Source organism: Moraxella sp. RCAD0137, from assembly GCF_002894025.1.
Taxonomy (GTDB): Bacteria; Pseudomonadota; Gammaproteobacteria; order Pseudomonadales; family Moraxellaceae; genus Moraxella; species Moraxella porci.
This window is the reverse complement of sequence record NZ_LTCC01000008.1, coordinates 59,399-72,068: the sequence shown is the minus strand read 5'-3', so window position 1 is coordinate 72,068 and position 12,670 is coordinate 59,399. Positions and strand designations below refer to the sequence as shown.

General features: G+C 49.1%; 15 protein-coding genes and 2 rRNA genes. 13 read left to right on the top strand and 4 right to left on the bottom strand.

Going from position 1 to position 12,670, the window contains the following annotated elements:
• Both AZ602_RS06705 and rrf read left to right on the top strand, forming a co-directional pair.
• Positions 1–92, top strand: a 23S ribosomal RNA gene (locus AZ602_RS06705); the annotation flags it as partial.
• Positions 93–221: 129 nt separating this feature from the next.
• Positions 222–335 (top strand): 5S ribosomal RNA (gene rrf, locus AZ602_RS06700).
• Positions 336–425: 90 nt separating this feature from the next.
• On the opposite strand, the gene AZ602_RS06695 is transcribed toward rrf, so the two are convergent.
• The gene (locus AZ602_RS06695) at positions 426–671 is read right to left on the bottom strand and encodes a DUF1289 domain-containing protein (protein ID WP_103034270.1); all 246 of its coding nucleotides are present in this window, start codon (positions 669–671) and stop codon (positions 426–428) included.
• A gap of 137 nt (positions 672–808) precedes the next feature.
• Here AZ602_RS06695 and AZ602_RS06690 point away from each other — a divergent pair, with 137 nt between their 5' ends.
• Entirely contained in the window at positions 809–1,417 is a 609-nt protein-coding gene (locus tag AZ602_RS06690; RefSeq protein ID WP_103034269.1) for a YqiA/YcfP family alpha/beta fold hydrolase, read from the top strand.
• A 26-nt stretch (positions 1,418–1,443) separates the two neighbouring features.
• Here AZ602_RS06690 and AZ602_RS06685 read toward each other — a convergent pair whose 3' ends face one another.
• On the bottom strand, positions 1,444–2,082 hold the full coding sequence (locus AZ602_RS06685) for an alpha-ketoglutarate-dependent dioxygenase AlkB (protein WP_227525192.1): 639 nt from the start codon (positions 2,080–2,082) through the stop codon (positions 1,444–1,446).
• Positions 2,083–2,343: 261 nt separating this feature from the next.
• Here AZ602_RS06685 and AZ602_RS06680 point away from each other — a divergent pair, with 261 nt between their 5' ends.
• From AZ602_RS06680 to AZ602_RS06665, 4 genes are all read left to right on the top strand, one after another.
• Positions 2,344–3,600, top strand: a complete 1,257-nt coding sequence (locus tag AZ602_RS06680; RefSeq protein WP_103034268.1) for a putative DNA modification/repair radical SAM protein — start codon at positions 2,344–2,346, stop codon at positions 3,598–3,600.
• Entirely contained in the window at positions 3,597–4,358 is a 762-nt protein-coding gene (locus AZ602_RS06675; protein ID WP_103034267.1) for a TIGR03915 family putative DNA repair protein, read from the top strand. The genes AZ602_RS06680 and AZ602_RS06675 overlap by 4 nt, the downstream gene beginning before the upstream one ends.
• Positions 4,359–4,445: 87 nt before the next feature.
• The gene (gene parE, locus AZ602_RS06670) at positions 4,446–6,335 is read left to right on the top strand and encodes a DNA topoisomerase IV subunit B (protein WP_103034266.1); all 1,890 of its coding nucleotides are present in this window, start codon (positions 4,446–4,448) and stop codon (positions 6,333–6,335) included.
• A 2-nt stretch (positions 6,336–6,337) separates the two neighbouring features.
• A complete protein-coding gene (locus tag AZ602_RS06665; RefSeq protein ID WP_103034265.1) occupies positions 6,338–6,985 on the top strand; it encodes a 1-acyl-sn-glycerol-3-phosphate acyltransferase in 648 nt (215 codons plus the stop codon).
• A 23-nt stretch (positions 6,986–7,008) separates the two neighbouring features.
• On the opposite strand, the gene hisH is transcribed toward AZ602_RS06665, so the two are convergent.
• Entirely contained in the window at positions 7,009–7,641 is a 633-nt protein-coding gene (gene hisH, locus AZ602_RS06660) for an imidazole glycerol phosphate synthase subunit HisH (RefSeq protein ID WP_103034264.1), read from the bottom strand.
• A gap of 10 nt (positions 7,642–7,651) precedes the next feature.
• Positions 7,652–8,245, bottom strand: a complete 594-nt coding sequence (hisB, locus tag AZ602_RS06655; protein WP_103034263.1) for an imidazoleglycerol-phosphate dehydratase HisB — start codon at positions 8,243–8,245, stop codon at positions 7,652–7,654.
• Between the two features lie 221 nt (positions 8,246–8,466).
• Between hisB and def the strand changes: the two genes are divergently transcribed.
• The 6 genes from def (at position 8,467) to tusA (ending at position 12,668) form a co-directional block, all read left to right on the top strand.
• Positions 8,467–8,985: a peptide deformylase gene (gene def, locus AZ602_RS06650; protein WP_103034262.1), complete on the top strand. Its 519-nt coding sequence runs from the start codon at positions 8,467–8,469 to the stop codon at positions 8,983–8,985.
• Between the two features lie 150 nt (positions 8,986–9,135).
• Positions 9,136–10,854: a DNA repair protein RecN gene (gene recN, locus AZ602_RS06645; protein WP_103034261.1), complete on the top strand. Its 1,719-nt coding sequence runs from the start codon at positions 9,136–9,138 to the stop codon at positions 10,852–10,854.
• Positions 10,851–11,405 carry a YqgE/AlgH family protein gene (locus AZ602_RS06640; protein WP_103034260.1) on the top strand — a complete coding sequence of 185 codons (555 nt, stop codon included), beginning with the start codon at positions 10,851–10,853 and terminating at the stop codon, positions 11,403–11,405. The genes recN and AZ602_RS06640 overlap by 4 nt, the downstream gene beginning before the upstream one ends.
• On the top strand, positions 11,405–11,881 hold the full coding sequence (gene ruvX / locus AZ602_RS06635; RefSeq protein ID WP_103034259.1) for a Holliday junction resolvase RuvX: 477 nt from the start codon (positions 11,405–11,407) through the stop codon (positions 11,879–11,881). Before AZ602_RS06640 ends, ruvX begins: the two co-directional genes overlap by 1 nt.
• A gap of 64 nt (positions 11,882–11,945) precedes the next feature.
• Entirely contained in the window at positions 11,946–12,407 is a 462-nt protein-coding gene (locus AZ602_RS06630; RefSeq protein WP_078317366.1) for a hypothetical protein, read from the top strand.
• 24 nt (positions 12,408–12,431) lie between these two features.
• Positions 12,432–12,668, top strand: a complete 237-nt coding sequence (gene tusA / locus AZ602_RS06625; RefSeq protein WP_078317390.1) for a sulfurtransferase TusA — start codon at positions 12,432–12,434, stop codon at positions 12,666–12,668.
• Positions 12,669–12,670 lie beyond the last annotated feature (2 nt).

Here is a 12,670-nt window from a genome sequence, read left to right as displayed (position 1 = left end):
GCCGTTGTAGACTACGACGTTGATAGGTTGGGTGTGGAAGTGTAGTGATACATGTAGCTAACCAATACTAATTGCTCGTTTGGCTTGACCATACAACACCCAAGTGGTTTAATACTACTGATTGTGTTGATGGTAAGTGTAAAGATTTTACCTATAAGCTTGAATCAATCTTGATAAAAAAACAAATCACAGACTCATAACAGCGTTGTTAATCCTTTTACGCTGACGACAATAGCAAGATGGAACCACCTGATCCCTTCCCGAACTCAGAAGTGAAACGTCTTAGCGCCGATGGTAGTGTGGTTCGCCCATGTGAGAGTAGGTCATCGTCAGCACCTTATTTGAAGCCCCCTTACAGAGATGTGAGGGGGTTTTTGTTGGTTAGAATAAAGAATTTGTTGTGGTGGATATAAGTGGCTGAGTTATTAAAACATCCCCAACTGTTCTATAGCCACAGACTCTCCGTTTCGTTTGCTTGCTCGATGATCGCGGATGCGTTTGGCTCGGCGTGTGATGAGCAGAATGACTCTGCGCTTTTCATCATCACTCATCTGATGCCACGCCTGTCGCTCTGTCCGATTGCGCAGACAGCCGATGCAGTAGCCTTGTTTATTCATCGTACACACCCCGATGCAGGGGCTGTCGATGTCAAATAGTTCAAATTGCGACATGATGCGATAGCTTATGCCAAAAACTACTTAGATTTTGGCAAAAAAATTTGTTAAGATGGTTTGGTTATTAATATATCCTAAGAAGTGATGCTTAGGCAATGATTTTTTTAAACATTTGAACACATAGAGAAACGCCCATGCGATTGATTTATCTACACGGACTTGACAGCGACAGCAATGCCATCAAAGCTCAGATCACCGATGCTTACTGCCAAGAGCATCATCCTGACATCACTGTTATCCGCCCTGATTTGAACCGCTCGCCTGATGAAGTTGTGGCGTTATTGACACAGCTGATCGGCGATGGCGTGGATACGGTATTGGTCGGGTCGAGCTTGGGCGGCTATTTTGCCAATCTATTATCGGACATGACCGGCGTGCCTGCGGTACTACTAAATCCAAGCATCCGCCCAGATCTTAGCTTTCGTCGATTTTTGCAGGATAATTTTGCTGATGGACAAGCTTTGCAAGCAGATACGGTGATCTACACCACCACAGGCGGATGGCAGATCGTCTATGGGGATCTGGCGTGGTTCGATGATCATCGTTTACAGGCGGCATATCCAGATCGCCTAAAAGTCCTCTTAAAGCTGGGTGATGAGCTGTTGGATGCTCAGGCGACTAAAGATTTTTATACCCAAAAAGGCGCTGACGTGCTGGCACAGGCAGGGGGTGATCATCGTATCAGTGATTATGATCAGCAGGTCGCCACCGTGATCGACTGGGTGAATCAGCCTGCCAAATGATCACTCATTTTGATCATTAGTCCCGATCACAGCATCTGCCGAAAGGTGAGATTAATGCGTGGCTGCTGCACTTTGGTGGTTTTCATTAAGGCGTGTTGCCAGTAGCGTTGGGTGCTGCCGTGCATGACGATCAGTTGCCCGTGTGCTAACGAAAGCTCGATCTTTTGTTTGCTGGATTTGTGGCGCAGTACGAATTTTCTGGTGGCGCCCAGACTTAAGGATGCGATGATCGGCATCTGTCCCAGCTCAGGCTCATCGTCACTGTGCCATCCCATGCCTTGACTGCCATCGTGATACAGGTTTAATAAACAGGCATTGAAGCTGATGGGATGGATCGCTGCCAGATGCGCCTCAATGTTTGTTTTGAGCTTTAATAACAGCTCAGACCAAGGCAGAGCAGCGCGTGTGCTGCCTGAATAGCGATACTGCACGCCATCGTCGCCATACCACGCTACTTGCCTTGCGGTGGTGATGGTTTTGCCGTAGAGCTTGAGGACATCATGCTGCCAATCAATCCCATCGTACAGCGCATCAAAATAAGCATCGGCATCGTCTTGCCCAAAAATCACCCCACAATCCTGCACAATGCCATCATAAGGCAAAAGATTAGCCATCGTTGGATCGATGCTTAAGTTTAAGGGTAAAAATAAGTTGTGTTGCGACATGGATTTGTCCTTTTTTTTATCGGCGATATCTCGCCTTTTCGCTGATCTGTAAGTAGTGATCAAAATCAATCACATTGTAATACGCTTTGGTAAAATTTAACACAAAATTCCCAAAAAACTCAGGCATACGCTGCTATCTTTTGGATGTAGTTTTGTTATAATTTAAGATGGCTAGTGCCTTGTCGTAGGCTTAGTGATAGACCCAAATTTTATTTAAGAGTGTAAGATAAATTAAGAGAGTATTGAGATAATATAGTTGATATGATCAATTACGACAGAATTTCAAAAAAACTGGCCATTTTGGCCGATGCTGCCAAATATGATGTCTCATGTTCATCAAGCGGTGGCAATCGCAAAAACAGCGGCGGCCTTGGTGATTCCTCCAAATCAGGCATCTGCCACAGCTACACCGAAGATGGCCGCTGTGTATCGCTACTAAAAATTTTGCTCACCAACCACTGCATCTATGACTGCGCCTACTGCACCTCGCGCCGCAGTAATGACACGGAGCGCGCTGCCTTTACGGTCGAGGAGGTGGTGGATCTGACGATGGAGTTTTATCGTCGCAACTATATTGAGGGCTTGTTTTTGTCCTCAGGCATCTTCAAAAATCCCGACTACACGATGGAGCGGCTGGTACGCGTCGCCAAAGAGCTGCGCTTGACGCACCGTTTTCATGGCTATATTCACCTAAAAACCATCCCTGGTGCATCCGATGAGCTGATGAAAGAGGCGGGCTTATATGCCGATCGCTTGTCGGTGAATATGGAAATTCCGACCATCTCAGGCCTTGCGCTGCTGGCACCTGAGAAGAACCATGATGACATGAAAGCGCCGATGCAGACGGTGCAAACGCAGATCGCCGTTTTTAAAGACAGCCAAAAAACCCACAAGCACGCCCCAAAATTCGTGCCAGCAGGTCAATCGACCCAGTTCATCATCGGCGCATCGAATGAAAACGACCATCAGATCATCCGCTTATCGAGCCATTTTTATCAGCAATATGATCTTAAACGGGTGTATTATTCAGGCTATGTGCCGATGCTTGAGGACAGTCGTTTGCCGACCAAAGATACGCCAGTGCCGTTTGTGCGCGAAAACCGCCTTTACCAAGCCGACTGGCTGATGCGCTTTTATCAATTTGAAGCCGATGAGATCTTGGATCGGGACAATCCGTTTTTGGATTTGGAATGCGATCCAAAACTGGCGTGGGCGATCCGCAACAAGGCGCATTTTCCTGTGTGCATACAGACCGCGCCGTATCGGATGATTCTGCGCATCCCAGGCGTCGGCGTGCGCAGTGCCAAAAAGATCGTCCAAGCGCGCAAATTCACCACGCTGACCTTAGATGACCTCAAAAAATTTGGCGTTGCGACCAACCGCGCCAAGTACTTTGTGGCGTTTCGTGCGCCCAATCCAGCGCTGCGCCATTTGCAGCAGGATGATTTTCGCCAAATCGTGCTGAATGGTACTTCAAGTAAATTTCGCAAAGCCGCTCAGCTGGATTTGTTTGCATGAACTTGGTGTTTGATGACAGCTTTGATGGGTTTTTGACAGCGGTGTTCGAGGCGTATGCACAGTCATATGCGGTAAGTGCCATCACTGCGCGCCGTGATTTTGTGCCAGATTTTTTGATAGAGCATATTGACATTAATACCAGCGCTCAGAAGTCTGAGCGTGTCTGGAATAAGCTAAAAACATTGTTTGGCCGTGATAATTATATGATTTTATGGGCGTTTTTATCTGAACAGCCTGATATTTATACGCACATTTATCACATCATCCGCCAAAAGATCAAACAGCCTGAGATAAATATCCTAAATCACCACACCGATGCATCGGTGGCAAGCTTTCATCGTGCGGTGAAAATCGTCGGCCGTGAGCGCCATCGTATGCAAGCTTTTGTGCGCTTTGAGCTGATGGTCGGTGGGGTGTATTTTGCCAAAGTCAGTCCTGATTTTAATGTCTTACCGCTGATTGGGCGTTTCTTTGCGCACCGATTCTCTGACCAAAGCTGGCTGATTTTTGATGAAAAGCGTTATTTTGGCATTTATTATGATAAACAGACAAGGCAGCTGACTGAGGTGGTCGATGTGGATGCGTTCATTTTGGCGCAACCCAAAAAACACCATGACGAAGTGGAGGCGCGCTATCAGCATCTGTGGCAGACTTATTTTAAGCATGTCACCATCGCTGAGCGTAAGAATCTTAGGCATCACATCCAGCAGATGCCCAAGCGATACTGGCGCTATCTCACCGAAAAACAGGCCATCTGAACGGCCATTGATGACTGTGATAAAATCCGATTTCCCAAAGGTTTGGCTTTGGTGTACAATGGGAAAAATTTTTCAACACTTGTAATCATGAGCAATTATAATTCACAAAACTTAGAAGTCTTAGAAGGGCTTGAGCCTGTCCGCCGTCGCCCTGGGATGTACACGGATACCACACGCCCCAACCACCTTGCCCAAGAAGTCATTGATAATTCCGTCGATGAAGCCTTGGCAGGCTATGCACGCCACATCATCGTCTGTCAGCACGCAGATGGGTCGCTGTCGGTCGAAGACGATGGTCGCGGGATGCCGACAGATATTCATCCTGAGTTCAACCAGTCTGGCGTTGAGCTGATTTTGACTCGCTTGCACGCAGGTGGCAAATTCAGCACCGAAAACTATCAAGTCTCAGGCGGTCTGCATGGCGTGGGCATCAGTGTGGTCAATGCGTTATCAACCCGTGTCGAAGTCACTGTATGGCGTGATGGGCTAGAGCATACGATGGCATTCGAGCATGGTGATGCGGTGACGCCACTGATTGCCAATAAAGCATCAAATAAGAAAAAGCGTGGCACCAAAGTGCAGTTTTGGGTGGATGGTCAGTATTTTGATCATCCCAAATTTGCCATCAAAGCGCTCAAGCACACCCTAAAGGCAAAAGCGGTGCTGTCAGCAGGCTTGCAGATTGATTTTATTAATGAAATAGATCCAGCTGACAACGAAAGTTGGCAGTTCATCGATGGTGTGGTCGGTTATTTGACTGAGCAGCTTGGGGAGATGCCTTGCCTACCCGAAGAGCCATTTTATTATAGCGTTGAGCCTGCCAAGGGTGAGCGTGGTGGAGCGACTTTTGCCATCTCATGGCTGTCAGAGGGCGGTACGCCAATCCAAGAAAGCTATGTCAATCTGATCCCCACTGCCCAAGGTGGTACACATGTTAATGGTCTGCGGACGGGGATTTTGGAAGCCTTGCGAGAATTTTGTGAAATTCACAGCCTATTGCCACGCTCGGTTAAGCTGTCGGGCGAAGATGTATGGGATGGGGTGAATTATATCTTGTCGCTCAAATTCGTCGAGCCACAATTTAGCGGACAGACCAAAGAGCGACTGTCTAGCCGAGAAGCAGCGCCACTGGTGCAGACGCTTGCCAAAGATGCCTTTAGCCTATGGCTCAACCAGCACCCCGACAGCGCCAAAGCCATCGCCGAGCTTGCTATTTCTAAGGCATCTCGTCGTCTTGCCACCGCCCAAAAAGTCGCCCGCAAAAAAATCACCCAAGGCCCTGCCTTGCCGGGTAAGCTGTGGGATTGTCGTGGTCGCCTAAAAGATGGCTCGGAGCTGTTTTTGGTCGAAGGTCAGTCGGCAGGCGGTAGTGCCAAGCAGGCTCGAGATAATGCGTTTCAGGCGATTTTACCGCTGCGTGGTAAGATTTTGAACGCTTGGGAAGTATCGTCCGATACGGTGCTATCGAGCCAAGAGATCCACGATATCGCCATCGCCATCGGTGTCGATCCTGCCAGTGATGACTTATCTGAGCTACGCTATGATAAGATCTGTATCCTAGCTGATGCTGATAGTGATGGACTGCACATTGCGACCTTGATTTGTGCGTTATTTGTGAAGCATTTCCCTGCACTGATTGAAGCAGGTCATCTGTATGTCGCCGTACCGCCTTTGTATCGTGTCGATGCGGGTAAAGAAGTGTATTATGCACTCGATAACGAAGAGCTTGAACAGGTGCTTGCTAAGCTTGGCAACAAAAAACCACAAATTACCCGCTTTAAGGGCTTGGGTGAGATGAATCCAAGTCAGCTCAAAGAAACGACGATGAATCCTGACACTCGTAAGCTCGTGCGACTGGATTTGGATGACATCAGTGCCACCAATGGTGTGATGGATATGCTACTTGCCAAAAAACGCTCTGCCGACCGCAAACACTGGCTTGAGACCAAGGGCGATTTGGCAGAATTGGCGGTATAGCAATGAAGGGTGCAGCCTGCTCATTGGCTGAGCTTGATTATGATGATTTGGGTAAGCTGTTGCCGCGTCGTCATCGTCCGCTTGCCACCAAAGTTGCTCGTCGGCTCTTATCTTTGCTAGGCTGGCGACTGCTTGGCAAACTGCCTAATGTACCCCAAGCGGTCATCATCGGCGCACCGCATACTTCCAATGTCGATGGTGTGCCTGCGATTTTGACCATGCTTGCTTTGGGGCTAGATATCAAGGTCATGGGCAAAAAACAGCTGTTCGCTGTGCCGATACTCTCACAGTTTTTGACATGGGTGGGGGTGATTGCCATCGACCGTGACAAAAAAGGCTCGGTATTACAAGCCAACATCGACCGCTTCGCCACAGGTACACCACTACTTATGGCGCTATCGCCCGAAGGTACGCGCAACTATACCGACAGCTTTCGCACGGGTTTTTATTATCTGGCGATGGGTGCAGGCGTGCCGATTATCCCTGTGGCGCTGGATTATCCGACCAAAACAGTGCGGTTTTTGGAGGTGTGTTATCCGACGGGGGATTATCAGGCGGATTTGGCGGTGATCTTGTCGGCCTATCGCGGCATCGAAGGCCGCCACCCATCACAGATGGCGCAGGTGCTACAAGATCTTAAGCTGCCCTAATTTTTTGGTAAAAAGCTGCTTGCTTAAGGCTGCCATTTGATGAAGTTTGACAACAGTTTTAGCCCAGCGTTGTGGCTTTTTTCGGGATGAAACTGAGTGATGAACAGATTGTCTCGAATGATGCTTGAGCAGAATTTCTCGCCGTATTCGGTGGTGGCGATGATCAGATTGTCATCTGCCACAGGGTCACAGTAATAACTGTGGGTAAAATAAAAATGCTCATGATTGCAGCCATCCCACAGCTCATGATCAGTGTCAGCATCGACACGATTCCAGCCGACATGGGGGATTTTGATCGCATGACCATTCTCGACCCAAGCCTCATCAAACAGACGCACCGCCCCTTTGATGATACCAAGACATGGCACATCCCCTTCTTCAGAATAATCAAACATCGCCTGCATACCGACACAGATGGCCATCACAGGCTTATTTGCCAGTGCATCCTTGACCGCGATATCAATGCCATGTGCGACCATATTTGCCATCGCATCACGCATCGCACCGACACCCGGGAGCATGACTTTATCCACTGATTGGATGACTTTTGGATCGCTTGTGATGACGACATCGCCACCAGCGACACTTAAGGCATTTGCCACAGAATACAGATTACCCACGCCATAATCAAGCAGTGCAATTTTTGGGGCAGTCATGATTTTCCCCTTATAGCAATTCTTTGGTGGATGGCAGTTGGTTCAGAGCGCGCTCATCGTACTCAACCGCCATGCGTAGCGCACGAGCCAGTGCCTTAAAGACACTTTCGATTTGGTGATGGCTATTTTTGCCTTTGAGATTATCAATGTGTAGCGTGATAAAGGCGTGATTGACAAGGCCATAAAAGAACTCTGAAAACAAATCCACATCCATCGTGCCAATGTGCGAGCGGGTAAATGGCACATCCATATGCAACCCTGGACGACCTGAAATATCCACCACCACACGGCTTAGGCTCTCATCAAGTGGCGCATAAAAATGCCCATAACGGCGAATGCCTTTTTTGTCGCCCAAAGCAGCCTTCAATGCCTGACCGATGGCGATGCCAACATCTTCGACGCTGTGATGGTCATCGATGTGCGTATCACCGACGCATTTGACATCCAGATCAATTAAGCCGTGGCGTTTGATCTGATCGAGCATATGATCCAAAAACGGTACGCCCGTATCGAGCACACCTTGACCAGTGCCGTCCAGATTGATGCTGATACTGATTTGTGTTTCGGCGGTGTTGCGGGTGATGGTGGCGGTGCGGGCGTTCATAAGTGATCCTTTGCTAACTTTTTAAACAAAGCAATATTTTGGCATAAATTACCCACCTTGCCAACTGCTATATGCATGAATTGATGATTTTATAAAATCAATGATGAAAATTGAGAAAAACTTTAGCGAAATCGACTGGTAGATTTTGCTTTTGCCCCCATTTTCGCTATAATAGACGGTTTATTTTTTCAGACAAGTTAAGAAATACAACGAGACAAATTATGGCAGTATTACCGATTTTGGCTTATCCTGACCCACGCCTGCGCACCATCGCACAGCCTGTGGCGGTCGTTGATGAGACCATCGAGACCTTGATTGATGATATGTTTGAGACCATGTATGATGCGCGCGGCATCGGTCTTGCGGCGACGCAGGTGGATCGCCATGTACAGGTGATTGTGATGGACTTGGCAAAAGATGGTGAAGACCCTCAGCCACAGGTCTTTATCAATCCTGTCATCACGCCACTGACCGATGAGACCAAGCCATATCAAGAAGGCTGTCTGTCTGTACCTGAAGTCTATGACGAAGTCGAGCGTCCTGCCCGTGTCAAAATCGAAGCGCTGGATCGTGATGGCAAGCCATTTAGCATCGATGCCGATGAGCTACTGGCGGTATGTATTCAGCATGAGATGGATCATTTAAATGGCAAACTGTTTGTTGATTATCTATCGACACTCAAGCAATCTCGCGCCCGTGATAAGGTTAAAAAAGTGCTAAAAGCCCGAGACAAGCGCTGATCGCTGTTTGAAGCCATTTGCCTTTTTTGAGTAAATGGCTTTTATTTTCGCAGGCGATCATTCAATGATGCGCGCCGATAACATTTTTATCATTGTCAAATAACACGGCTTTGATTATGATAAAAAATTGGCGCATTTTAGAGATGGACTATGCTCATATCACTCACCTTGGAAAATCTGGCACTCATCGAGGCAAAAGAAATCGGCTTTGATGGGCGTTTTAATGTCATCACTGGCGAAACTGGTGCAGGTAAGTCATTGATTTTGGATGCATTATCGCTGTGTGCAGGCGAGAGAGCTGACAGCGGTATGGTGCGTCACGGCTGTGATGAGGCGACGGTATTTGGGGAATTTGATGTCGCGGACAATGCCGAGGTGGCAGCGTGGTTCGATGAGCATGATCGCACGCTTGACGAAGACACGCTGTTGATCCGCCGCAAAATCAGCAGCCAAGGACGCTCTAAATCTTGGATCAATGGCGTACCAGCCAGCATCAGTGAGCTTAAGAGCCTTGGGGCGATTTTGGTGAATATCCACTCTCAGCATGCTGGACTTGAGCTATTAAAGCCCCAATTTGTCATTGATTGGCTCGATCGCATCGCAGCACTGGATGTCCAAAAGCAGCAGGCCAAGCAAGCTTTTTTGGCATATCAAGCCATCAAAAAACAAGCCGATGAAGCGCGCAGTCAGTCTGCACAGCGCGCCGATCGCATGGCGCTATTATCTGCCAAGCTTGGCGATATTGAGCCATTGCTGTCGGTGAATTTTGAGGAAATCGAAGCTGAATATGATGAGCTGTCCGATCTTGAAAACCTCATGCGTGAGGCGATGGAGGCGGCATCGGTGCTCGATAATGACGATGATGCGCCATCGGTCGTGAGTTTGCTTGGCCGTGCGATGCGCATTTGTGACAACCACGCCAGCGCCAGCAAGACCTTTGGCGAGTGCAGTCAGCTTTTGGCGCTCGCCCAAGAGCAGATTCATGATGCTGCTGCCAAGCTGTCTGACTTTGCCGAACGCGAGCTGCCTGATGAGGCAAGGCTTGATGAGCTAAATACCTTGCTGAGTCTGGCGCATCGTTTATCTGGTAAATATCATACCCCGATCACTGACTTGATCGCTGATGCTGCCAGTTGGCAAGAAGAGCTTGATATGCTGGATGCCTTGCCTGATAATGATACGATGGATGCCAAGGTCGATGAGGCCTATGCAGCGTATTTGGCGGCGGCAGGCGTACTCGATGAAGCACGCGTCGCGGCAGCACCTGACATCTGTGAGCGCTTGGAGGCCAGACTTTTGCCGTTGGCACTGCCCAATGCGCGCTGTGAATTTGCCTTCAATAAAAAACCCAGTGATCAATACAATGCGCATGGCACATACGACATCGCGCTGTTGTTCAGTGCCAATGTGGGCATGCCGCTACAACCTCTACACAAAGTCGCATCAGGCGGTGAGCTGTCGCGGATGGCGCTGGTCATGCAGGTGATGGCTGCAGGCGATGGTGGTGCTTCTAGACCGACTTTGGTATTTGATGAGGTGGATGTGGGCATCAGCGGTGGCACAGCGCAGGTGGTCGGTGAGCTGCTGCGTACATTGGGTAAGCATCAGCAGCTCTTGGCCATCACCCATCAAGCGCAAGTTGCCGCCGCCGCGCATCGCCATATTTTGGTACAAAAAGAACATGGCCAACAAACCACCAGCGACATGCAAGTGATCAGTGGCGAGGCACAGATCGATGAGCTGGCGCGCATGTCTGGCGGGGTGAATATCACCGCAGCGACGCGCGCGCATGTCCAAAGTCTGCTCGATGACATCCGCCATGCCGATGAGCTGACCGCCAATACCGAGCCATTAGCGAGGCAGTCATGAGTGCAGCCAATTTGATCCATCATTTTTTGATTCCCAGTGCGCAGATGACAGATGAGCGCTTTGAGGGCGCAGTGATTTATATTTGTCGGCACACGCCAGAGGGAGCGTGGGGCTTTGTCATCAATCAGCCTTTGGTGAACAGCGTCGGTGGTTTGCTCAGTGAGCTGGATTTGCCTGTGACGGCAGCGGCGATGAACACGCCTGCGCTCGATGGCGGGCCTGTGCGCCCTGAGGCAGGGTTTATCTTGCACACAGGGCAGCCTGATTACAAATCCTCATTTGCCATCGCCGAAAATGTCTGTTTGACCACCAGTAAGGACATCTTAACTCAGCTGTCTTATGATGGTCTGCGCCATTATTTGCTGTGCATGGGTTATTGCAATTGGGGCAAAGGGCAGCTGGATGCGGAGCTGGCAGCAGGTGATTGGCATGTGTGCGCTGCCGATTTGCCGACGCTATTTTCTACGCCGTTTGAGGCGCGTCTGGCGGCATGTTATGAGAAAATTGGCATCGATCCAGATCGATTGATCAGCAGTGTTGGATATGCATAATGACAAAAGCAAGTTTGATTTTGGCCTTGGACTATGGCGTCAAAAAAATGGGTATGGCGCTGGGTAACAGCGTCACGCGTGATGCGCGTCCGTTTGACATATTGGCGATGGACAATGGTCAGCCAGATTGGGATAATTTGCTTGGTATCATCGAGCATTGGGGCATTGATCAGATCCTGGTTGGGCTGCCATTAAATATGGATGGCAGCGAATCGATGATCTCAAAACGCGCGCACAAATTCGCTCGGCGCTTGGCGCACCGCTTGGCTGAGCGGCGTCAAGTGGTGTCGGTGTTCACTTATGATGAGCGCCTAAGCTCAAACGATGCAAGACAGACTGCGTGGGAACAAGGATGGATCTCATCACCCAAAGATGCCATCGATGATATCGCCGCGTGTTTGCTGATTGACAGCTATTATCGCCAGCCTGAGTTTGCGGTATTTGTCAACGATCATAAGCCGACACATAAAGACTGAATCTTGCGCCAACCAGCCATCTGGCTTGGGATATCCTTTGTCTATCAATCATGGAAACCGACTCATGCAGCATCATGCTCTGATCAGCGCCCAATTTCGCCGTGCCATCCACCAAGCCAATCTGACTGTGCGCTTAGGATTGCTCGCCATCGCTTGCTTTTGTGTGTTTGGCACATTGGCAAGCCTTGCCGCCTTCAAAGACAGCGCTTGGGTATATTATGCATTTCATTATCTGCCTTATGCACTGATTGCGATCACCATACCGATGAGCTTGTATCATTGGTTTTTATTGATGCGCTATCGGGTGGTGGATTTCTCCATTTTGTTGACTGTGTTGGCAACTGGCCTTTTGACGCTGGCTTTTGCGCTGTCTTGGGGGCTGCGACACGGCGCGGATACGGTGTTTTTTATGGCGCTGTTTTTGGCGATGATTGCATGGTTTGGGATGCCGTTTTTGTTTCGGGTGAATTTGAAAAAGTTTTTGAGTTTTTTGGATGAAAAAGCCAAAAGCATGCCTGATGTATGACTTAACCAAATAGTAGAGTAAATGATGACCACGATTCACCACACCTTAGACACCCAAGGGCTGATCTGCCCTGAGCCTGTGATGCTGCTGCACAAAGCGGTGCGTACGGCTTTGGCAGGCGAGATCATTGAGGTATTGGCCACCGATCCTGCCACCACGCGCGATATTCCCAATTTTTGTCGCCATTTGGGTCATACGCTCATCAGCCAAGAGGCGCTCGATGATGGCTATCGTTATCTGATCCAAAAAAAGCTCGCCTAAGT

Bases quoted from the DNA above. Each gene is read 5' to 3' on its own strand.
- AZ602_RS06695 (WP_103034270.1), bottom strand. From the start codon at position 671: ATGTCGCAATTTGAACTATTTGACATCGACAGCCCCTGCATCGGGGTG.
- AZ602_RS06690 (WP_103034269.1), top strand. From the start codon at position 809: ATGCGATTGATTTATCTACACGGACTTGACAGCGACAGCAATGCCATC.
- AZ602_RS06685 (WP_227525192.1), bottom strand. From the start codon at position 2,082: ATGTCGCAACACAACTTATTTTTACCCTTAAACTTAAGCATCGATCCA.
- AZ602_RS06680 (WP_103034268.1), top strand. From the start codon at position 2,344: ATGATCAATTACGACAGAATTTCAAAAAAACTGGCCATTTTGGCCGAT.
- AZ602_RS06675 (WP_103034267.1), top strand. From the start codon at position 3,597: ATGAACTTGGTGTTTGATGACAGCTTTGATGGGTTTTTGACAGCGGTG.
- parE (WP_103034266.1), top strand. From the start codon at position 4,446: ATGAGCAATTATAATTCACAAAACTTAGAAGTCTTAGAAGGGCTTGAG.
- AZ602_RS06665 (WP_103034265.1), top strand. From the start codon at position 6,338: ATGAAGGGTGCAGCCTGCTCATTGGCTGAGCTTGATTATGATGATTTG.
- hisH (WP_103034264.1), bottom strand. From the start codon at position 7,641: ATGACTGCCCCAAAAATTGCACTGCTTGATTATGGCGTGGGTAATCTG.
- hisB (WP_103034263.1), bottom strand. From the start codon at position 8,245: ATGAACGCCCGCACCGCCACCATCACCCGCAACACCGCCGAAACACAA.
- def (WP_103034262.1), top strand. From the start codon at position 8,467: ATGGCAGTATTACCGATTTTGGCTTATCCTGACCCACGCCTGCGCACC.
- recN (WP_103034261.1), top strand. From the start codon at position 9,136: ATGCTCATATCACTCACCTTGGAAAATCTGGCACTCATCGAGGCAAAA.
- AZ602_RS06640 (WP_103034260.1), top strand. From the start codon at position 10,851: ATGAGTGCAGCCAATTTGATCCATCATTTTTTGATTCCCAGTGCGCAG.
- ruvX (WP_103034259.1), top strand. From the start codon at position 11,405: ATGACAAAAGCAAGTTTGATTTTGGCCTTGGACTATGGCGTCAAAAAA.
- AZ602_RS06630 (WP_078317366.1), top strand. From the start codon at position 11,946: ATGCAGCATCATGCTCTGATCAGCGCCCAATTTCGCCGTGCCATCCAC.
- tusA (WP_078317390.1), top strand. From the start codon at position 12,432: ATGACCACGATTCACCACACCTTAGACACCCAAGGGCTGATCTGCCCT.